The organism is Rossellomorea sp. GAMAL-10_SWC (assembly GCF_049568075.1).
Classification (GTDB): Bacteria; Bacillota; Bacilli; order Bacillales; family Bacillaceae_G; genus Gottfriedia.
The window spans coordinates 2,681,821-2,702,127 of record NZ_CP144911.1; the positions used below are offsets into that span (position 1 = coordinate 2,681,821).

At 32.0% G+C, this 20,307-nt stretch carries 20 protein-coding genes and 3 tRNA genes; 4 read left to right on the top strand and 19 right to left on the bottom strand.

What is annotated here, in order from left to right; all coding sequences use genetic code 11:
- Positions 1–4 precede the first annotated feature (4 nt).
- Positions 5–631, bottom strand: coding sequence for an MBL fold metallo-hydrolase (locus tag V5E38_RS13345; RefSeq protein WP_499210367.1), 627 nt, complete (start codon positions 629–631; stop codon positions 5–7).
- Positions 632–788: 157 nt separating this feature from the next.
- On the opposite strand from V5E38_RS13345, the gene V5E38_RS13350 reads away from it, so the two are divergent.
- Entirely contained in the window at positions 789–965 is a 177-nt protein-coding gene (locus V5E38_RS13350; protein ID WP_097978526.1) for a DUF2759 domain-containing protein, read from the top strand.
- 85 nt (positions 966–1,050) lie between these two features.
- Here V5E38_RS13350 and V5E38_RS13355 read toward each other — a convergent pair whose 3' ends face one another.
- The 17 genes from V5E38_RS13355 to V5E38_RS13435 form a co-directional block, all read right to left on the bottom strand.
- Complete coding sequence (locus V5E38_RS13355) at positions 1,051–1,986, bottom strand: M14 family metallopeptidase (protein ID WP_499210368.1); 936 nt, start codon at positions 1,984–1,986, stop codon at positions 1,051–1,053.
- Between the two features lie 337 nt (positions 1,987–2,323).
- Positions 2,324–4,216, bottom strand: coding sequence for an LTA synthase family protein (locus V5E38_RS13360; RefSeq protein ID WP_499210369.1), 1,893 nt, complete (start codon positions 4,214–4,216; stop codon positions 2,324–2,326).
- A 298-nt stretch (positions 4,217–4,514) separates the two neighbouring features.
- The gene (locus V5E38_RS13365) at positions 4,515–5,489 is read right to left on the bottom strand and encodes an ROK family glucokinase (RefSeq protein WP_499213577.1); all 975 of its coding nucleotides are present in this window, start codon (positions 5,487–5,489) and stop codon (positions 4,515–4,517) included.
- Positions 5,490–5,545: 56 nt separating this feature from the next.
- Positions 5,546–5,749, bottom strand: coding sequence for a YqgQ family protein (locus V5E38_RS13370; protein ID WP_098428842.1), 204 nt, complete (start codon positions 5,747–5,749; stop codon positions 5,546–5,548).
- A 111-nt stretch (positions 5,750–5,860) separates the two neighbouring features.
- Positions 5,861–6,607 (bottom strand): M15 family metallopeptidase, encoded by a 747-nt coding sequence (locus V5E38_RS13375; protein ID WP_499213578.1) that lies wholly within the window; start codon positions 6,605–6,607, stop codon positions 5,861–5,863.
- A gap of 149 nt (positions 6,608–6,756) precedes the next feature.
- A complete protein-coding gene (locus tag V5E38_RS13380) occupies positions 6,757–7,716 on the bottom strand; it encodes an L-lactate dehydrogenase (protein ID WP_499210370.1) in 960 nt (319 codons plus the stop codon).
- Positions 7,717–7,901: 185 nt separating this feature from the next.
- Positions 7,902–8,465: a 5-formyltetrahydrofolate cyclo-ligase gene (locus V5E38_RS13385; RefSeq protein WP_499210371.1), complete on the bottom strand. Its 564-nt coding sequence runs from the start codon at positions 8,463–8,465 to the stop codon at positions 7,902–7,904.
- Between the two features lie 118 nt (positions 8,466–8,583).
- The gene (rpmG, locus tag V5E38_RS13390) at positions 8,584–8,733 is read right to left on the bottom strand and encodes a 50S ribosomal protein L33 (protein ID WP_056475024.1); all 150 of its coding nucleotides are present in this window, start codon (positions 8,731–8,733) and stop codon (positions 8,584–8,586) included.
- Positions 8,734–8,818: 85 nt separating this feature from the next.
- Positions 8,819–9,805 carry a nucleotidyltransferase family protein gene (locus V5E38_RS13395; RefSeq protein ID WP_097974304.1) on the bottom strand — a complete coding sequence of 329 codons (987 nt, stop codon included), beginning with the start codon at positions 9,803–9,805 and terminating at the stop codon, positions 8,819–8,821.
- A 137-nt stretch (positions 9,806–9,942) separates the two neighbouring features.
- Complete coding sequence (gene phoU, locus V5E38_RS13400) at positions 9,943–10,596, bottom strand: phosphate signaling complex protein PhoU (protein ID WP_097974302.1); 654 nt, start codon at positions 10,594–10,596, stop codon at positions 9,943–9,945.
- Between the two features lie 23 nt (positions 10,597–10,619).
- A complete protein-coding gene (gene pstB, locus V5E38_RS13405; RefSeq protein ID WP_499210372.1) occupies positions 10,620–11,447 on the bottom strand; it encodes a phosphate ABC transporter ATP-binding protein in 828 nt (275 codons plus the stop codon).
- Positions 11,448–11,705: 258 nt separating this feature from the next.
- Entirely contained in the window at positions 11,706–13,874 is a 2,169-nt protein-coding gene (locus V5E38_RS13410) for a peptidoglycan D,D-transpeptidase FtsI family protein (RefSeq protein WP_499210373.1), read from the bottom strand.
- A 102-nt stretch (positions 13,875–13,976) separates the two neighbouring features.
- Positions 13,977–15,194: an MFS transporter gene (locus tag V5E38_RS13415; RefSeq protein ID WP_499210374.1), complete on the bottom strand. Its 1,218-nt coding sequence runs from the start codon at positions 15,192–15,194 to the stop codon at positions 13,977–13,979.
- 116 nt (positions 15,195–15,310) lie between these two features.
- Positions 15,311–15,919 (bottom strand): superoxide dismutase, encoded by a 609-nt coding sequence (locus V5E38_RS13420; RefSeq protein WP_088010981.1) that lies wholly within the window; start codon positions 15,917–15,919, stop codon positions 15,311–15,313.
- Between the two features lie 235 nt (positions 15,920–16,154).
- Positions 16,155–16,244 (bottom strand) — tRNA-Ser (locus V5E38_RS13425).
- A gap of 12 nt (positions 16,245–16,256) precedes the next feature.
- Positions 16,257–16,333 (bottom strand) — tRNA-Met (locus tag V5E38_RS13430).
- A gap of 12 nt (positions 16,334–16,345) precedes the next feature.
- Positions 16,346–16,420, bottom strand: a tRNA-Asn gene (locus V5E38_RS13435).
- Between the two features lie 313 nt (positions 16,421–16,733).
- On the opposite strand from V5E38_RS13435, the gene V5E38_RS13440 reads away from it, so the two are divergent.
- From V5E38_RS13440 to ispG, 3 genes are all read left to right on the top strand, one after another.
- Positions 16,734–17,492 carry a DUF1189 domain-containing protein gene (locus V5E38_RS13440; protein WP_499210375.1) on the top strand — a complete coding sequence of 253 codons (759 nt, stop codon included), beginning with the start codon at positions 16,734–16,736 and terminating at the stop codon, positions 17,490–17,492.
- Between the two features lie 118 nt (positions 17,493–17,610).
- On the top strand, positions 17,611–17,943 hold the full coding sequence (yqfZ, locus tag V5E38_RS13445) for a protein YqfZ (protein ID WP_499210376.1): 333 nt from the start codon (positions 17,611–17,613) through the stop codon (positions 17,941–17,943).
- Between the two features lie 117 nt (positions 17,944–18,060).
- A complete protein-coding gene (ispG, locus tag V5E38_RS13450; RefSeq protein WP_499210377.1) occupies positions 18,061–19,161 on the top strand; it encodes a flavodoxin/ferredoxin-dependent (E)-4-hydroxy-3-methylbut-2-enyl-diphosphate synthase in 1,101 nt (366 codons plus the stop codon).
- Between the two features lie 54 nt (positions 19,162–19,215).
- On the opposite strand, the gene V5E38_RS13455 is transcribed toward ispG, so the two are convergent.
- The gene (locus V5E38_RS13455; protein WP_098566179.1) at positions 19,216–20,298 is read right to left on the bottom strand and encodes a sulfate/molybdate ABC transporter ATP-binding protein; all 1,083 of its coding nucleotides are present in this window, start codon (positions 20,296–20,298) and stop codon (positions 19,216–19,218) included.
- Positions 20,299–20,307 lie beyond the last annotated feature (9 nt).

The window sequence follows — 20,307 nt, forward strand, 5'->3', positions numbered from 1 at the left end:
CCTATTATAAAAATGGATTATATCTTTTCTCATCACCAATCGTTGTAGTTTCTCCATGACCACTACATACAACGACATCATCCGGTAAAGAAAGAAGCTTACCTTTTATACTTCTAATCAACTGATCGTGATCCCCTCCAGGTAAATCAGTTCGTCCAATGCTTCCTTCAAATAATGCATCACCAGAAAATACTGTCTTTATTTCTTTACAATAAAATGAAACACTGCCTGGTGAATGGCCTGGAGTTTCAAAAATTGAAAATAAGAAAGGACCAATTTCCATTTTACCTTCTTTTTCAATCAAGTGATCTGCTTCCCTTGCAAAAATTGTTTGATTTCTCATAAATAACTCAGAACCATTTTTTTGTCCATCTGTTAGCCAATCTGCTTCATATTTATGAATATAAACGGGTATATTATATTCATCACGCACATCATCAACAGCCCCAATATGATCAAAATGAGCGTGGGTTAAAAGAATTGCTAATGGCTTTAATTTATTTTCTTCAATAACATTAAAGATTACATGTGCTTCTTCGCCCGGATCAAAAATAACTGCTTCATTCATATCATTACTTAAGATATAACAATTAGTTTGTAATGGACCTAATGGTAATTGTAAAACATTCATATTCATACCCTGCTTTCTTTTTTAATCTATATAATACTATATCATAATTTTGTTTTAGCACTTAATTTCAAATAGACAATTGTTCACAAAAGTTTTACAATAATAATGATGTGATAGCAAACAGGGGTTGCTTGAAGAAATTTATAGGGGGTTTACAATGGGTACAGTTATTATTTTTATACTAGTAGCTATTCTATGTGTTCCAGCATTGATAGGATCATTAAAGAATAAGAACTTTTTAGCTGTTTTTTGGTCTGGTGTTACATTAGTTTTATTTGCTTGGTTTGCCATTATGACAATTTTACATAACGGTTATCCACCAGCGCACTTATAAAATTTATTTTATTATGCAACGAACAAATTTCTACATATAGAAAACATGTTCTAAAATAAAAAAGCTGACAAATTTGTCAGCTTTTTTATTTTAAAGATGATTGGATATTTTCTAAATTAAATAATGACGCTAACAGAATTGGAAACGTCTCGGAAAAAATGGATTCAAACATAGAAAGTGGCAATGGGTTTATTCCTTTACCTAATTCAAGTGTAAATCCTGGTTTCCGAAAATCTTGTATATACCAATCCTTATAACCTGCATGGCTATCAATTGTTTTTACTGCCTTATACGGACTGATACTAGAAAAATAATTGGCATATACTTCCGAGATAGGCGGTTCAAGATTGTCATAGCCCCAATAAAATTCTTTACCTTGAGTATGCAAAGCCAAAAGAAGATCAAATTTCCTTTCAATTGCTAAATTACTCATAGCGATTGTTTCTGGTTCAGTTAATGGAGCATCTCCTGGGTAGTCTCTAGGAGAGAATGTTTTTTGTTTCTTTCTTTCTTTTTCAAACTCCCAATGTGCAGGAAATTGATTGTTTAAATCAACACCTCTTATATTTGCTTTCCATCCAGTAAACCCATCATTTCCTTCGTTAATTTTATGAACAAATTCCATATAATCACTTTGTTCAACAGCTCCATTTATAACTAAATTTACCCCATCAGGATTAACCATAGGGACAATCGACAACGTATTCTCATTAAATAAAGCTACTAATTCTTTATGAAATGGCACCTCCTCAGTTGTTAAAGTGTTACATATCCAAAATAGCATTTTCATGATTACACAAGTAGTAATCCATTCATTTGCATGAAACGATCCATTCCAATGTACCTTCCTATGTCCATTTCCAATTTGAATCTCATATATAGGCTGATTTAAAACGCTGTTTCCAATCGTATTTAGACGAAGAAAAGGAAATTCTTGTACTAATAAACTAATATCTTTTGAAAGTTCATTAAAATCGTATCTTCTTGGATGAAAGGATAATGGCCGATTGTTTATATACAAAATTTTCACCTCATCAGTTATTTTCTAGTTAATTGTATGTAATTAAAATAAAGAAAAGCACTTTCGTTTAGGAAGTGCTTATTTTAGCGTATTAAAAATGTCATTTTAAATTAATAAAGCATCGTGAGATTCTCGGGCTCCTGTGGGATTAACAGAACGGCTAAGAGAAGGGGCTAAAAGACTTGCTGGACATTGTGACAAGGTAGCTACAAAAACTCACTACACGTAAAGGCAAGCATCCTGTAGTGGAAAGTAACATGATATTACTTTTTGTAAATGATAAACTACTTTTTCTGTAAAAGAAAAAGCACTCCCATTAAGGAAGTGCTTTTCATATTTATTCAAACTTCGTATCAGCTTTTTTATATTTAACTTCATAAAAACGAAGTAAATCTTTATAAATAATCGAGTTTGAATACTCAAGTGATTTATTTGCTTTTGCTAAGTCTTCTTTAGGTGGTTTTTGTCCTTTTAATTCTTCACCTGTATTTGGATCATACATCTTCTCACCAGTGTAAATATATTTATCAGTAACAATTGTTCCATCACGGAAAACTACAAAGTTTTTGTGTTTAGGAGATAAAATATCATTACCAAAGTTGATAGATGTTTTATTTGGATCTTCACCTAATAAGTTTAAAATTGTCGGTTTAACATCAATTTGACCTGCAACTTTATGAACTGTTTCACCCTTAGTTTGTCCAGGTAAGTGGATAAAGAAAGGTACTTTTTGTAATTTAACATGTTCTGCAGGTGTAATGTCTTGTCCTAATACTTCACTCATTGCACGGTTATGGTTTTCAGAAATACCATAGTGGTCACCATACATAACAATGATTGTATTATTATATAAACCTTTAGCTTTCATTTCTTCAACGAAATGTTTAATTGATTCATCTAAATAACGTACTGTTGTTACATAATTATCAACAGTTTGGTCTCCAGTTTTTAAACGTGGAATCATTAAATCTTCATCATTTAATTCGAATGGATAATGGTTAGTTAGTGTAATCATACGGTTATAGAACGGTTTAGGCTCTGCTACCATTTTGTCTACTGCTTGTTCTACGAAATATTTATCTTTTAGTCCCCAGCCAATTGAAGTAGCTGCAGATACTTTAAAGTCAACTTCATTATAATAACGATCGTAACCTAAACTTGGATACATCATGTCACGGTTCCAGAACGATTTATTATTTGAATGCATTACTGAAGTGTAATAATTTTGATCCTGTTTAAGGATTGCTGGTGTTGCAGTAAACGTATTACCACTGTTTGTAAAGTAAACAGCACCACGATCTAATGGGAATAAACTATTATCAATTAAGAATTCAGCATCAGATGTTTTACCCTGTCCAGTTTGGTGGTAAAAATTATCAAAATAATAACTTTCTTTCGTAAATTTATTTAAGAAAGGAGTAATTTCTTGTCCATTAATTTTTCGTCCAATTACGAAATTTTGTAATGATTCTAATGAAACTACTACTACGTTTTTACCTTTATATTTACCATGTAATTGTGCATTCACACCTGTATCGTTAGCACGTATAAAGTTTTCGATTCCTGCTAATTCACTATCATCAGCCATCGCTTTTTGAGCAGATGTTTTTGATTGAATAACCATATCATATAAATGGTAATTGTATAATCCTAAGAATTTAACAATGTATTCTCTATCAAATGAACGTGTTAATAATTGTGGACGTTCAGTTTCTGCTAATCCAAGGTTAACTAAGAAAATAGCAACCGCTGCTAAGTAATAAGCTGTTCTAGCTTTCCCTTTAATGTTACCAGTAGTAAAGAATTTTTTACCCCAGAAATAATTAACAGCAATTAAGATAAAAATATCAGAAAAAGCCAAGATTGTTTTATAGCTGATCATTGCTTTAACACTTGAACCTAAATCCCCAAAATTTCGAGTCATAAATAACACTGGAATCGTTACGAAATCGTCAAAGAATGAATAATAAGCCGTATCAGCTACTAAAATAAAGGACATGATTACAGTAATCCATATAACTGCTCTATTTCGTTTTGGTCCTTTTGCAAAAAGAGCTATACCTATAAATATTAATAATGATGATATAGGAGCAATTATTAAAATAAATTCTTGCATTGAATTTTCAATTTCTAAATCAAAATAAAATTGGCTTAGAATCGTTGCTTTAATCCATAAAAGGAATACAGCAAGTAACGGGAATCCAAAGTTTTTAATAAACTTTTTCCACATATTCTGTTCCTCCTCTTGTTTAGACTATTAATCTATTTTATCTATAATAATACAATGTTTGGCATTTCACATATCTATTTTATTGGCATTTAAATACCAAGAATTTTTAAAATGATTCATACAATTATTAGCTACTAGATGAATGAATCTTAATAATTTATTTGACGTTACCTTAGTTTTTTTCTAACGTCATTCAATTTATCATAAACTAGTTCCGTCGTCAAATAACTAATTTTTTTTTCAATTCAATACAATAAACATAATAAGGTACTTCAATTAGAAGTACCTTAAATTTAAGTTAAATTTCATTAGTAATAAATTTTTTTACTAAATAAGCTGCTCCAATTGCTCCTGCATCGTTCCCTAATTTTGCAATTGAAAGTTTTGTCGAATCTCGCACTGTTGTAAAAGCAAATTCGTCAAAATATTTCTTTAGAGGTTTTAATAACAGTTCACCTGCATTTGATACTCCGCCACCAATAATGATATTTTCAGGATTTAAAGTATTTCCAACTCCGGCTAAAACTAAAGCTAGATATCTCATTACATGATTAACGATTTCTTCTGCAACTTCATCACCATTGGAATAAGCTTCAAAAACATCCTTTGTAGTAACTGGTGAACCATTCGACATTTCTTTTAAAACCGTCTCTTTTGTCGTATTTTGTAATTTCTCATTTGCTATTCTTGCAATTCCTGTAGCTGAAGAGATAGTTTCTAAGCATCCTCTTTTTCCACAGTTACATAATACTCCATTTTCAAGTTGTACTGTGATATGGCCAATTTCACCAGCAGATCCACTAATTCCATGTGCAACGTCCCCATTTACAATTACGCCTCCGCCCACTCCTGTTCCAAGCGTAACCATTACTACATCTTTTGCTCCATTTCCAGCACCTTTCCACATTTCGCCAACAGCTGCTATATTTGCATCATTATCAACGATTACAGGAATTCCTGATTCGTTTTCTAGAATTTCCTTTAAAGGAAAATTAACCCACCCTAAATTTACTGCTGCAAATATAAGTCCATCTTCTAATCGAACCGAACCTGGAGCTCCAATACCGATTCCAGCGATATCTTCCTTTGTTTTATCCATCTGTTTAAGCTTTTCTTCAATTGCAATTGTAATTGTTTTAGGAATATGCTTACCACTATCAGATTTATCTGTTGGTACTTCCCATTTATCGATGAATTCCCCGTTATTTGTTAATAATGCCAATTTAATGCTTGTACCACCTAAATCGACACCTACAATCATTTTAGCCATAATGTCTTCTCCCTTCGTAGTGAAATCGTTTGCAATAGATTCTAAAAAAAACGATTTCTTCAAACCGTTTTATTTTTTATTTCATCCATCTCTTTTTTTAATATCATGGTCGCAATTTGTAAATCTTTACTTTCAAGTATATTCGCTAAAAATAATTCTTTTAGCTCATCTTGCATTAACATCAAGTCTGCTAATCGATCACCTGTATAAATAAAGGTCCCATAGTTCTTTAGAAATTGTTGAATATCATATACGGATTTCATACTTAACTCCTATTATTTTATCTTTCTAAACATGTAATAAGTATAAGTTGGAAACGATTACTCGTCAATGTGAAATACCAAACAAACCATTTATTTTGTAGGCATTTTTAATTATTTTTTAGGCTTCATTACTTCTTCTAAAGCTAAATCATTTTTATATAAATATGTAGCGTATTTTATCCCGAGATATCTTATATGCCATGGTTCATAATTGTATTCTGTAATATCAACTTTGTCCTCTGGATAACGAATGATAAATCCAAAATCATGTGCATGGTCTGCAAGCCAAGTTCCTTCTTTCGTTTCTCCAAATCCTTGTTCAAGCTTGTTACCGAAGTTTGGAGATGATACATCTATGGATAAACCTGTTTGATGTTCGCTTGTACCAGGAACAGCACTAAAAGATTGAGTCCAATCTTCACCATGAATTTGTACATAATAATTATACAAGCTTTTTTGGCGATCAAAAGAGCGATATGCGGAAACTGGAGTCAGCTTTATACCATCCGCTTCTGCTCTTTCAAATAATTTTTCTAAAGCATGAGCTGCCTCTTTCCTCATTAATGTCTTATCTTTGTTTACTCCATGTAAAGGAACAACCGGATAAACTAGATCTGGTGGTTCATACCCATCTGGTAGCTTTCTTTCTTTATTAACTAATACTAAATTAGATGTAGGGTTCGTTACAGCTAATAATCCATTCTCAGCTTCGATTGCTGTATCATCGTAATTAGGAAATTTCAGTGAAGTCTCTTTAGTCTTTTTTAGATGATTATTAAGAAAATTTTGGTTTCCAAAAAATAGAGCTAGCCCAATAATGAATATCACTATTAATACCCATGAGTACTTACTATTTATTTTTTTCAAAATTACCTCCTTAATTCTTTTTGTTACTTTTACAATATAAAAAGTTGGCATATTTTTCAAATATTCTATACAATAAGACCTCTTTCAAATAGAAAGAGGTCTTATTAACTCATTATTTAACTTCTGAAAAAAATCATCTATTAATTTTCGTTACCCAAAACAGGTTCCATCGTTCTTCTTAATGTGTCTACGGAGTTTTTAAACTGACGTTGTTCTAATTCATTTAAATCTAGTTCAACAACTTCTCGAATTCCACCACGATTAATTACTGCTGGAACGCCAATATATATATCGCGTTCTCCATATTGTCCATCTAAATATGCAGAAACCGTAATAATACTATTTTCATTTTTTAGAATCGCTTTTGTTAATCTAACTAAGCCCATACCAATTCCATAGTACGTTGCGCCTTTTTTCTTTATAATGTGATATGCGGCGTCACGTGTATTTAAGAAGATTTCATCAAGCTCTCTTTGGCTGTATTTTGGATTTTTCTTTAATACATGGTGTACTGGTGAGGTACCAACATTTGTTTTAGACCAAACTGGCAGTTCACTATCACCATGTTCACCGATAATATATCCATGGATATTTCTTGCATCAACATTAAAATAATCCCCAAGCATATATCTAAATCGTGCAGTATCTAAACTAGTACCAGATCCGATTACTCTTTCTTTTGGTAGTCCTGAAAATTTCCAAGTTGCATAAGTTAAAATATCTACCGGATTTGTGGCAATTAAAAAGATACCGTCAAATCCTGAAGCCATAATTTCTCCAACAATCCCTTTAAAAATAGCACAATTTTTTGCAACTAAATCTAAGCGAGTTTCTCCAGGCTTTTGAGCTGCTCCAGCTGTAATGACGACTAAACTCGCATCTTTACAATCACTGTAATCTCCAGCCCAAATTTTTGTTCTAGAATCTACAAAAGGAAGGCAATGACTTAAATCCATTGCGTCCCCTTCCGCTTTATCTTTATTTAAATCAATCATAACTAGTTCTTCGGCAACACCTTTATTTAACATACCAAAAGCATAACTAGCTCCAACTGCGCCTGTTCCGATAAGTGCGACACGATTTATTTCTTTGTGTAACATAATATCCACCTCATTTGTGTTAAAAGTGTAAGTAACTGGGACTTCTTTATTATATATGTATTTCCACTCAAAGTTTGTGAAACTTTTTACAAATTTGTTACAATATTAGTCCTGCACAAATTTAATTTTTTTCAATAAGACTCTTTTACCTATTTTCAAACAAATCGCGTCACATTATGCACTTATTACATCGCTTCTATTATTCTTGACTCTGTTAAAATCAACGGCATCTTAATGTCATGTTTTTCGGTTGGTATTTCTTCAATAATTTGAATGTCATAAGCTAAGGCTAAGTGTTGTTTATTATAATCTTCTAAGTAGCGATCAAAATAACCACCACCATATCCTAGTCGTTCACCATTTTTTGTATATGCTACTCCAGGCACAATTATTAAATCAATAAGTTCTTTACTTATTTCCTCGCATTTTTCTTCTATCGGCTCTTGTATTCCAAAATAACCTTTCTTTAAATCATCAAATGAATTGATTTTGTAAAAATGCATTTTTCTAGTCTCATGGTTGCATTTAGGGACAACAACTGATTTATTCATTTTCCAACAAGCAGTGATTAAATACTTAGTATTTATTTCATGCTCCATTGGCATTGTTGTTGCTATTATATCTACACTCTTCATTTCTTCTGTATTTAATAATTTTTCTATAATTTTTTTTGACTTTTCGTCTCTTTCCGATGCTGAAATATTTTTCAAGTTTTTCATCATAGAATTTCTAATTTCTTTTTTTTCCATAATAATGGCCTCCATAGGTCAGGATCGAGTTTTCTAAAGTAAAAGTTCATTGATATGTATTCTAATTAAAATTATAAGTATTTAGATATAAAAAAAACAGTAGGAAAATTCCTACTGTTTACTTTGTTTCGCGATGAACTGTAACTTTTTTAAGTCTTGGGCAATATTTTTTAAGCTCAAGACGGTCTGGGTTATTACGTTTATTTTTAGTAGTGATGTAGTTACGATCTCCGCATTCTGTACATGCTAAAGTAATATTTACGCGCATTTTATTTTCCCTCCTGACATAGTGACATAATCAGACTTGTATATAATAACATTCTTTCGCGATAATTTCCATAGTTTTTATTGATTCAATGTATTTCTTTTGATATTTTTTTTATTGAATTATGTACAAACTTATTCTCATAATTCAGAGTATATTTTTGAAAGACAGCTTGATGATGTAATACACTGCCTTGATCGATGCGAATATTAGAACTAATCGACACATATGGGCCGATTACACAGTTCTCTTCAATCGTAACATCATTCCCAATAATAACGGGAGAAACAATCTTAACATTATTATTTATCGTTACATGTTCACCTAAAAAGATTCTCGGTAATATTTGAACGGCAGGAATAGGTAAGTTTAATTTCTCTTCAATCCAATCTACGTTTAGTTTTGCAAATCTTCTAGGGGTCCCATAATCAATCCAATAACCTTTTAAATGAAAAGCATTTAAACCGATATTATTTTTTAACATTAAAGGAATCAGATCATTACTAATGTCAAAATAACGATTTTCTGGAATTTGATATAATAATTCAGGACTCATAATATAAATTCCAGTATTAACTAATTTACTTATTTCACTACCTTCATTCGGCTTTTCAATAAAATCGATTATTTGTCCATTTTTTACTTTTACATTTCCGTATGATCCACATTTATCAACTTGTTTTACAAACATAGAAAATCTACTTTTACTTTCAAAATGAGTTTTTAATGCCTCCCGAATATCTCCGTCAAATAAAATATCACCATTCACTAATAGAAAGGGTTCATGAAGAAAATGCTTAGAAAGTCTTAAACATCCAGCAGACCCTAAACTTTTTTCTTCTATAATATAATCAATTGAAACATTTTTTAATTTCATTGCATTAATTGTCTCGATTATTGCTTGGGACATATAATGAAGTTGAATGATAAATTCATTAAACCCAAGTCTTGTTAAATGTAATATTAAATGCTCAATTGCCGCTCTATTTGCGATTGGTAATAGTGGCTTAGGAATGTTGTTAGTAATTGGTAAAAGCCTTTGACCGTATCCTCCAGCTAAAATAACAACCTTCATTTATTACCACCTCAATATCTTATACTAGTTAAAGAAGTATGCTTAATATTTCATAAATATGACAAAAGGGCATTCAGGTAAATTTTGTCTGAACACCCTTCTAATTTATTTAACTGTTATAAACTATAGTCTTATATTTATTGATTTAATAAATAATGTTTCCCTTTAACTAAATAATAAATATTCTCAGCAATATTTGTTGCATAATCAGCAATTCTTTCCAGATATCTGCAAATAAATGCCATTTGCATGATATTAGATACATGCTCAGGTGAATTTGCAATACTTGTCATTAAAGTTCTAACAGTAGTTCCATATAGTTCATCAACAATATCGTCAATTTCACCAATCTCTTTGGCAGCTTGTAAATCTTCTGTTCGGTATGCTTCTGAAGCTTTTGTTAACATATCTAAGCCAAGTTCATGCATCTTTTCTATATTCTCTAATGGTAAGTTTTCTTGACGACTACGAATACGAATTGTCGATTTTGCGATATTTACTGCATAATCCGCAACTCGTTCAAGATCATGAGCAATTTTAATAGCAGTTAAATTTCTTCTTAAGTCTACAGCAACTGGTTGTTGTCTTGTAATAATCACTAAAATTAATTCATTCACTTCTTTTTCTAATTTATTAATGCGCTCATCTTCGTCAATTACTTCTAAAGCTAGTTCAATATTTTCTGTACGAAATGCCGCCATACTTTTGATGACTGCTTTTTTTGTTTTCTCAGCCAATTCGATGATCATTTCTTGTAATGTTTTTAAGTCTGCTTCAAATTGATTTCTCATCTCTTTTCACCTGTTCCCTTCTATTATCCGAATCGTCCAGTAATGTAGTCTTCAGTACGTTTATCTTTAGGTGTTGAGAACAGTTTATTTGTATCTGAGAACTCAACTACTTCACCGCTTAAAAAGAAAGCAGTTTTATCAGAAACACGAGCTGCTTGTTGCATATTATGCGTAACAATAATAATACTAAAATCTTTCTTTAAATCGTGAATTAACTCTTCAACTTTTAAAGTTGAAATAGGATCTAGCGCTGACGTTGGCTCATCCATTAAAATAACATCAGGCTCGATTGCTAAACAGCGCGCGATACATAAACGTTGTTGTTGCCCTCCTGAAAGACCAAAAGCATTCTCATGCAAACGATCTTTAACCTCATCCCAAATTGCTGCACCTTTTAAACTTTTTTCAACAATCTGATTTAATGTAGCTTTATCTTTAATTCCATGTATTTTTGGTCCATACGCAACGTTTTCCCAAATTGATTTAGGGAATACATTTGGCTTTTGGAATACCATTCCTACGTGTGTTCTTAATTCTTCAACAGGATAGTTTTTATCGAAAATATCTTGTTCGCGGTAAAGAATTTTCCCTTCTGTTCGAACTGAAGGAACTAACTCAACCATACGATTTAACGTTTTTAAATAGGTCGATTTACCACAACCACTGGGTCCAATAATCGCAGTAACCTCATTCTCATAAATGCTTAAATTTATATTTTTTAATGCTTTATCTTGTCCATACCATAAATTTAAATCTTGAGTATCATATACAATTGATTTTTTCACGTTTGTATTTGTCTCTTCAATATCATCATTTTTAGTAAAATTCTCTCTATTTAATGTCATTGTCATAACTTTCGATCCCCTCTCATCCTAAAGGAAGCATTCTATTTTTGATATATAAAATATTAACTAAACAATAGATAAACTTTATAATCGTTAAAATTCATTAGTACTTACATGAATAATCATATTCTCAAACTATTAAACCTGTTTTAACCGAATGTAAAGATTATGTAAATAAGTTCAGAAGGTGAAGGAAGGGTGTAGGAAGGGTGTAGAAATAGAGTTTTCCAAAAAAAAAAGAGAAGGGTTTAATCCCTTCTCTTCTTATTGATTTTTATTTTGAGTGTCTTGATTATCTTGACTACCTTGATTGTCTTGCATATCTAAATTATCTTTTGGTTCGTCATTATAAATTGATTGTCTATCTTTTTTCAATTTAAAATATTCATCCATAATATCTCGGCCAATGTATTTATTTACTGGCGCTTGGTCAGTTTGTAACCAAGGAACTACTACGACAAAGGCAATTTCAGGATTGTCATATGGAGCATAACCCATCAATGTTTCATTATAAGTTTTTTGTGGCCCATTGTATTTTTTACGATCTGGACCGTCGTATACAGATTGGGCTGTACCTGTTTTACCGGCTATTTTATAATCTACGCCTGTGAAGTATTTGTGAGCAGTACCACCAGTTTCATTATAGACTTTGATTAAACCTTGTTTAACATGATCGATGTATGATTGTTTCATATCAATACGGTTTAATACTTTAGGTTTAATTTCTTGTCTAATGACTCCACTATCTTCGCCGATTGAAGGTTGTCTTAATTCTTTCGCAACATGTGGTTGAATTCTGTAACCTCCATTTGCGATTGTAGAAACATATTGAGCTAATTGTAGTGGTGTATAAGTATCATACTGTCCAATCGCCATATCTAGTAGGAAACCTGGGCTTTTGTCTACACCTTTAAATCCAATTGCTTCATTTGGTAAATCAATTCCAGTTTTAACACCTAGACCGAATTGGCTGAAACTATTTCGGAATGTATCAAACGCTTTTACATCGATATCTAAAGGCCTATTCTCAACGTAATGTGCATGTCCAATAGCCATAGCCGTGCGGAACATATAAACGTTTGAAGAATATTTTAAGGCATCTAAATCATTAATCCATCCGAAGTTTTTATATGACGCTTTTACTGGAGTACCTGCAATTTTAATCGGAGTATCGAATTGCCTTTGTCCTGGAGTAATTGCCCCAGTTTGATAACCAGTTAAAAGAGTTGCACCTTTTACTGTTGAACCCATCTCATAAGATGAAGTAACATTTCCAGTTGCGTAATCTACAACTTTATTTTTTCCTGTCTTTTTGTCTTTAACAATTTGCTTTCCTGACATTGCTAATACTTCACCCGTTTTCGGGTTAATCATCGTAACAAATGCACGGTCCAAATATCGACCATTTGAAGTTGCTTTAGCTTTTAAGAGCTCTCTTTTTACAATTTCATCAACTTTACCTTGAAGTTCAATATCAATTGATAGTACTAAATCACTTCCAGGTTCCCCTTCTGTAATCACTTTCGTATCCACAACATTTCCATTCGAATCAATAACATTTTGTGCCTTACCTTTTGTACCACGTAAAACATCTTCATATTGCTTTTCAATATAACTTTTTCCTACACGATCATTACGGTCATAACCACGTGCTAAATAATAATCGACATTTTGAGCAGGTAATCCTTCTTTTTCAGAAGTAATATTACCTAAAATTGTTCGGAACGTATCACCATAAACATATTTTCTTTCCCAATTTGTCGTTACATCTACACCTGGAAGCTGATCTAAATGTTCACTAACTGTTGCATATTCTTTTTCAGTAACGCCCTCACTTTTAATTGTTTGTGGAGTTAGTGCATAACCAGCACTCATTTGTTTGTAAATTGCAAGTATCTGTAAGTCATTTGCACTAAGTGAATTAATATTATCTGCTGTAATTTTATCAATCTGTAAGTTATAGTAAGCTTTATTGTAAGCAGCGTCATCATCTTTATTTTGAGCTTTTAGTGTTTTATCCTCTTCTTTTGATACTAATTTTTTTGCATCTTCAGGATTTGTTAATAACCAATAATCTTTTTTATCTCGTTCAGTTATTTTATTAGTTGGCATCTTTAGATAACTTTTTAATTTTGTAGCCATTGTTAATAACTCGCCTGAAGTTGTCCCTTTTTTTCTTGTATACGTAATTGTACGCAAAGGCGTATTATCTACGACAACCTTTCCGTTACGATCTAAAATTTTTCCCCTTGGTACAGCTTGGTCGACGGTCATATTTTCTGTACGCTCTAATTCTAATTTATAGTCTTCACCTTTAACAATTTGTACGACACCTAGTCTTAGAATTAAAAAAGAAAATAAGACAAACACAAGAAAAAATAGTGTATTCAGTCGTGTTGGTAGTGTGATTTTATATTTCTTAGGCTTATTCATTTTTTCTCCTCTTTTTTCTACAATTACTAATTCTACATATTAATATTTTAATGATTCGGAAAAGGAATCACTGCTAAGTTTTTGACAATTTAGTGACAATACTTAAGCATGCTTATATTCTAATTTCCTCATTACGAAATAGACCAAAAAGTGTCCTGCACCAAATAAACACATTAATAATGGAATAAATTGTTCTGGTTGGAATAGTGATGTACATACAATGAAAACGGCAATAGAAAACATTCTACCGCTATTTAAATACACTTCACGTATAACGATGTATTCCACTCTATATTCCCTGGCCTTATACGATTTTCCTATTATATCATATGTTAAAGATAAGTAAGGTACTAAAATGATTGGATATGCCAAAGAAATTATTGCACCGTAAATGATTAATAAAGGAAATGAAACTTTAAAAGCGATTACAAAAACAGCACAAAATAGTAAAAAACCACCAATAAATATAGCTTTCATTCTAAAATTTTCTTTAATAATTCTTGTAACAATATAATAGGTAATAAAGCTAATTAACGATGTAATTAATCCGTATTTCCCTAATGCAAATTCACTTCCTGTCGATAAGAAAATATAAATTGAAATAACAAACATAAAAATCCCTTCACGAATCCCCTGAAAGAAATTAGCATATGTTACTCTCCGCCAATTATCATTTAATTTTCTTTCTTGAATGACGCGCTTAATATTGAACTCACTATCAAGTTCCCGTCTAACTAAGAAGCAACTTAAGACCACTGCACATATAAATAAAATAACTGCAGCAAGAAACACAAAATGATAACCTTTATTTCCAATCATTGAAGAAATAATCGCTCCAGCTATAAATGGGCCAAGCATTCCCGTGAACGAATTAATTAGCCCTAAAAAACCATTAAAAAATTGTCTAGTTTCAGGTTCTGTAACTTCAAACGTTAATAAGTTAAACGCTAAGTAGTAACAGCCATTTCCTATTCCTAAAATCGCTCCAATTAATATTGTTGCTAATAATGTCTTCGTTTCAAATAGTAAAACGACTATGTAGAATATTGCCAAAAACGAAATACCCGCTCTTAAAATGACAACTCGATCAATGGTTTTAGCTAATCTACCTGCTATTACGAATGTAAAAGCTTGAAAAAATGCGATCGAAAATTGGTACGAAGCAATTGGTAAATAATTATTTGATTGCTTCCACAAATAAACATTTACAAATGTGCTAGATAAAGCTGTCGCTAGAGTAAACAATCCACCGACACTTAGTAAAAGTATTAAATCTTTATTTAAATCTACGTCACCTATTAAAAATTTCCACTTACTCATCATAAACTCTCCTTTGTCTCATGAACTAGTTTTCCGAGTAAATGAAAATTTATCCTTTTTTAAACATAAAAAAAAACACTACTTAAATAAATTAAGTAGTGTTCATTTTTTATAAATTATTTAGCAGCTTGGTATAATTCTTCTACTTTTTCCCAGTTTACTACATTCCAGAATGCACCAACGTAGTCAGGGCGTTTGTTTTGGTAGTTTAAGTAGTAAGCATGCTCCCATACATCTAAACCTAAGATAGGCGTTTTGCCTTCCATTAAAGGTGAATCTTGGTTAGCTGTGCTTGTCACTTCTAACTCACCATTGTTTACTACTAACCAAGCCCAACCAGAACCAAAACGAGTCAATGCAGCTTGAGTGAAAGCAGCTTTAAGCTCATCTAAGCTACCGAATTTAGCGTTAATTGCTTCAGCAACTTCACCAACTGGAGTGCCAGTGCCTTCTGGAGTTAATAAAGTCCAGAATAAGCTATGGTTAGCATGACCACCACCATTGTTACGTACAGCTGTACGGATACCTTCTGGAAGTGCATCTAAGTTTGAAATTAATTCTTCAATTGAAGAAGCAGCTACTTCTTTACCTTCTAAAGCAGCGTTTAAGTTTGTTACATATGTATTGTGGTGACGAGTGTGGTGAATATTCATTGTTTCTTTATCAAAGTGTGGCTCTAATGCATCATAAGCATAAGGTAATTGTGGTAATTCAAATTTTGACATTTTTTATTTCCTCCCAAAGATAATAGTGAATTTCAATTTAAAGTTATCAAATATACTGAAAGATTTCAATAGTAATGCTTGAGAAAAGGGAAAGAAAGTAAAAAAGATTAATTTTTGGAAGAAAATTATTTAAGCGATGTGGATCAGAAAAGATATAAAATCTTCTTAGATTAATTTATAAACCAAAAACGAAAAAAGTCTTCAACATGATAGTTGAAGACTTTTTCACTAATTAAGGAGTAAGAGGGATTCGAACCCCCGCGGGCTGTTACACCCCTGTCGGTTTTCAAGACCGATCCCTTCAGCCGGACTTGGGTATTACTCCATAATAAAATATTGGTAGCGGCGGAGGGAGTCGAACCCACGACCTCACGGGTATGAACCGTACGCTCTAGCCAGCTGAGCTACACCGCCAAACTATATAAATGGCTCCGCAGGTAGGATTCGAACCTACGACCACTCGGTTAACAGCCGAGTGCTCTACCACTGAGCTACTGCGGAATAATTCCTGTTGTCCTTAAGACAATATTTAATTTATCATGTTTTGAACTAGACGTCAACACTTTTTATTTTTTTTTGATTATTAATTTATATTAACTATTTTTTAGTGAAAATAAATTGTTTTATCGAGATGTAAAGCCAAACTTAAATACGATCCTAAAACCATTGTCTTCCTCTTCTTATTTGCTCTTATCATTTTAATTAAAGTTTAATATTCAATTACAAAAAAAAGATTATAATATACAAAATAGCCCGAAAGCTACATAATAAATTTCGGGAAGTGAAATAACATTAAATAAGAAAGGATGAGTTTATGAATATATTTAAACAATTTTGGTTTAGTTTATACTCTCCAAAAACAATATCAAGATATAGACTCCAAAAAATCGGTAAAACAATCATTTTTCTTTTCCTACTAGCAATTTTATATACTCTTCCTGGATTCTTTTCATTAGTAAAAGATGTGAAGCTTCAGGTCAATAATGTTTCTGATCTGCTTAAAGATAATATTCAATCAATTACTTTAACCAAAGGATCAATAACAATAAACGACAATACGCCATTCGAACGAAATATCGGCGAGTATAAATATGCTTTTTATCCAAAGGAAACAGTTATACCTACAAAATTAAAAAATGAACAGTATGCATTTGTTGTATTAAAAAATAGAATAATAATGAAAAATGAAAAAGGCGAACAAGATTTCCCTTACCCTTCATTAAAATCAAGAGTAATAAATAAAGCGGACGTTTCAAAATTTATTGAAAATATAAAAGAAGCACTTCCAGTAGTCTTAATCGCGTTATTTTTCTTATTTTATTTAGGTTATAGTATCTCTATATTTATAATTGCTACATTATTAGCGTTTATAGCATCTTTATTTAAGTCGACTAAGCACTTGCCTTTTAGACAACGCTTTGCAATTGTTTCGTATAGTTTAACACTACCTACTGTTCTCTATTTATTGCTAGGATTATTGAAAGTAAATATTTCATTCCAAACGTTAATTTTTATAATATTAACAGTTGCTATGTACACATTAACAATTAAAAATTTACCATCTAAAAAATAATGTTTACTGAAGTGTGTTTCACACTTCTTTTTTTTTGCTAAAATATTTATTAGTCCAAGCTCCTAGTAGGAATATTCGTTGTGGACAAGCATATAGTCTACAAAAGGAGTGATGATTAATGAAAAAAATAGCTTTTTTACTAGGTTCTTTATTGCTTGCTTATATAATATTCTTTGACCTTCAAGTAGGGACGATCCCAACTAAACATATTGCTACTGTGGCAAAAGCAACAAAATCAGAAACAAAAGAAACCTCACTTCCAAAATATGAAAAAATTCAAGTCAAAAACGGTGACACTGTTTTAGGAATTATCGAAAACCTTAACCCTGATTTTAACCAGCCAATTAGCCAAATTACAAAAGATTTTAGTGCATTAAACAATGGACTTTTACCTACTAAAATTCAAAGTGGAAAATCATATAAATTCCCAATTTACTCTTCACAAAAATAAAATTTGTGATATATTTCTTTAGAACCAGTTGATAAAATGAGTAATCATGAAGAAAATATGATAATGTAGATTTATACAAAATAGAAATAAAGTTATTTTTGAAGGAGCGAGTTACTCGTGAACGAAATTACACATAGAAGTAAAACACGTGCAGTTAAAGTAGGTAATGTAGTTGTTGGTGGAGCAAATGAAATTTCAATCCAAAGTATGACAACGACAAAAACACACGATGTTGAAGCAACAGTTGCAGAAATTAAACGACTTGAAGAAGCTGGATGTCAGATTGTTCGAGTTGCAGTACCAGACGAAAGAGCTGCAAATGCAATCGCTGATATTAAAAAACAAATTAACATACCACTTGTTGCAGATATACACTTTGATTATAAATTAGCCTTAAAAGCAATTGAAGGCGGAGTAGATAAAATAAGAATTAATCCAGGTAATATTGGTCGTAAGGAAAAAGTTGAAGCAGTAGTAAATGCTGCTAAAGCTAAAGGAATTCCGATTCGTATCGGTGTTAATGCTGGTTCATTAGAAAAACGAATCTTAGAGAAGTATGGCTACCCAACTGCTGATGGAATGGTTGAAAGTGCATTACATCACATTAAAATTCTTGAGGATTTAGATTTCCATGACATCATCGTATCGATGAAAGCATCTGATGTAAACCTAGCAATTGAGGCATATGAAAAAGCTTCAAAAGCATTCAATTATCCTTTACATTTAGGTATTACTGAATCAGGTACATTGTTTGCTGGTACAGTTAAAAGTGCCGCTGGTTTAGGTGCAATCATTAGTAAAGGGATCGGAAATACAATGCGTATCTCATTAAGCGCAGATCCAGTTGAAGAAGTAAAAGTTGCAAGAGAATTACTTAAATCTTTCGGTTTATCTTCAAACGCTGCGACATTAATTTCTTGCCCTACATGTGGTCGAATCGAAATTGACTTAATTAGTATTGCGAATGATATTGAAGAGTACATCTCAACATTAAAAGTACCAATTAAGGTTGCCGTACTTGGATGTGCAGTAAACGGTCCTGGTGAAGCACGCGAAGCAGACATCGGTATTGCTGGAGCTCGTGGTGAAGGATTACTTTTCCGTCATGGGGAAATCGTACGTAAAGTACCTGAAGCAACAATGGTTGAAGAACTAAAACGTGAAATCGACATCATTGCCAAAGAAAAACTAGCTGAACTAGAAGCAGCAAAAGGTTAATCAAAAAAGGTTAAGGACACTGCTCCTTAACCTTTTTATTTTTTTCTTATCTTGTCAAATCGAATAATCTTGAGGAATAAATACCTTCAATTCATTAGGACGGACAAAAACCCTTTCTCCAAGTTGAATATTTAGTTCGTAAAATAATTCGTTCATGAGTTCAATTTCAACATAATCATTTGTATCTTCCCGTAGGACTTCCACATATACGATAGGTCCTACAGCATGAATATGGGTTACGATTGCACTGATCGAAGTTTGATTTGTTTCAAATTTTTCGATTGTAATTTGATGAGGTCGAACATATCCCGTAACCTCTTTATGTTCTTTATGTTCTTGTTCAACTAATTCTGGTAATGGAATTTCTAATCCTCCACTTATTAAACTCCCCTTATTTATCCTTCCATGAAATAAATTTACTTTGCCAAGAAAATCATAAACAAACGGACTTGCTGGCGTATGGTATACTTCCTCAGGTGTTCCGATTTGTTCAATCGTCCCGCCATTCATAATGACAACTCGATCTGCAACTTCAAGTGCTTCCTCTTGATCATGTGTTACAAATATACTCGTAATATGAATTTCATCATGGAGTTTACGTAACCATCTTCTTAAATCCTTTCGAACTTTTGCATCTAATGCCCCAAATGGTTCATCTAATAATAAAACACTTGGTTCAACAGCTAATGCTCTAGCTAATGCAACACGCTGTCTTTGTCCACCTGATAATTGAGAAGGAAATCGATTTGCAAAGCTTTCTAATTTTACTAAAGATAGTAATTCCATTACTTTCTCATTAATTTTTCGTTTTAACGGACGTGTTGCTCTTGGTCTAACCTTCAAACCAAAAGCAATATTTTCAAAAACCGTCATGTGCTGAAATAAAGCATAATGCTGGAATACAAATCCTACATTTCTTTCTTTTACCTGCACATTTGCTACATCCTGATCTTCAAAAAATATTTCACCCAAATCTGGATTTTCTAAACCGGCAATTATACGCAGCAATGTTGTTTTACCCGATCCGGAGGGACCTAATAAAGCAACCAATTCCCCTTTTTTTATATTTAAATCAATTCCTTTTAAGGCAGTTTCATTTTCATAACTTTTTATTACATTTGAAACTTTAATTGACATACAATCCGC

Coding starts and splice junctions, on each gene's coding strand:
- phoU (WP_097974302.1), bottom strand. CDS start 10,596: ATGAGAAATCAATTTGAAGCAGACTTAAAAACATTACAAGAAATGATC.
- V5E38_RS13440 (WP_499210375.1), top strand. CDS start 16,734: ATGAATATATTTAAACAATTTTGGTTTAGTTTATACTCTCCAAAAACA.
- V5E38_RS13395 (WP_097974304.1), bottom strand. CDS start 9,805: ATGAAGGTTGTTATTTTAGCTGGAGGATACGGTCAAAGGCTTTTACCA.
- V5E38_RS13420 (WP_088010981.1), bottom strand. CDS start 15,919: ATGTCAAAATTTGAATTACCACAATTACCTTATGCTTATGATGCATTA.
- V5E38_RS13380 (WP_499210370.1), bottom strand. CDS start 7,716: ATGTTACACAAAGAAATAAATCGTGTCGCACTTATCGGAACAGGCGCA.
- V5E38_RS13345 (WP_499210367.1), bottom strand. CDS start 631: ATGAATGTTTTACAATTACCATTAGGTCCATTACAAACTAATTGTTAT.
- V5E38_RS13410 (WP_499210373.1), bottom strand. CDS start 13,874: ATGAATAAGCCTAAGAAATATAAAATCACACTACCAACACGACTGAAT.
- V5E38_RS13455 (WP_098566179.1), bottom strand. CDS start 20,298: ATGTCAATTAAAGTTTCAAATGTAATAAAAAGTTATGAAAATGAAACT.
- rpmG (WP_056475024.1), bottom strand. CDS start 8,733: ATGCGCGTAAATATTACTTTAGCATGTACAGAATGCGGAGATCGTAAC.
- V5E38_RS13360 (WP_499210369.1), bottom strand. CDS start 4,216: ATGTGGAAAAAGTTTATTAAAAACTTTGGATTCCCGTTACTTGCTGTA.
- V5E38_RS13350 (WP_097978526.1), top strand. CDS start 789: ATGGGTACAGTTATTATTTTTATACTAGTAGCTATTCTATGTGTTCCA.
- pstB (WP_499210372.1), bottom strand. CDS start 11,447: ATGACAATGACATTAAATAGAGAGAATTTTACTAAAAATGATGATATT.
- V5E38_RS13415 (WP_499210374.1), bottom strand. CDS start 15,194: ATGAGTAAGTGGAAATTTTTAATAGGTGACGTAGATTTAAATAAAGAT.
- V5E38_RS13385 (WP_499210371.1), bottom strand. CDS start 8,465: ATGGAAAAAAAAGAAATTAGAAATTCTATGATGAAAAACTTGAAAAAT.
- yqfZ (WP_499210376.1), top strand. CDS start 17,611: ATGAAAAAAATAGCTTTTTTACTAGGTTCTTTATTGCTTGCTTATATA.
- V5E38_RS13370 (WP_098428842.1), bottom strand. CDS start 5,749: ATGAAATCCGTATATGATATTCAACAATTTCTAAAGAACTATGGGACC.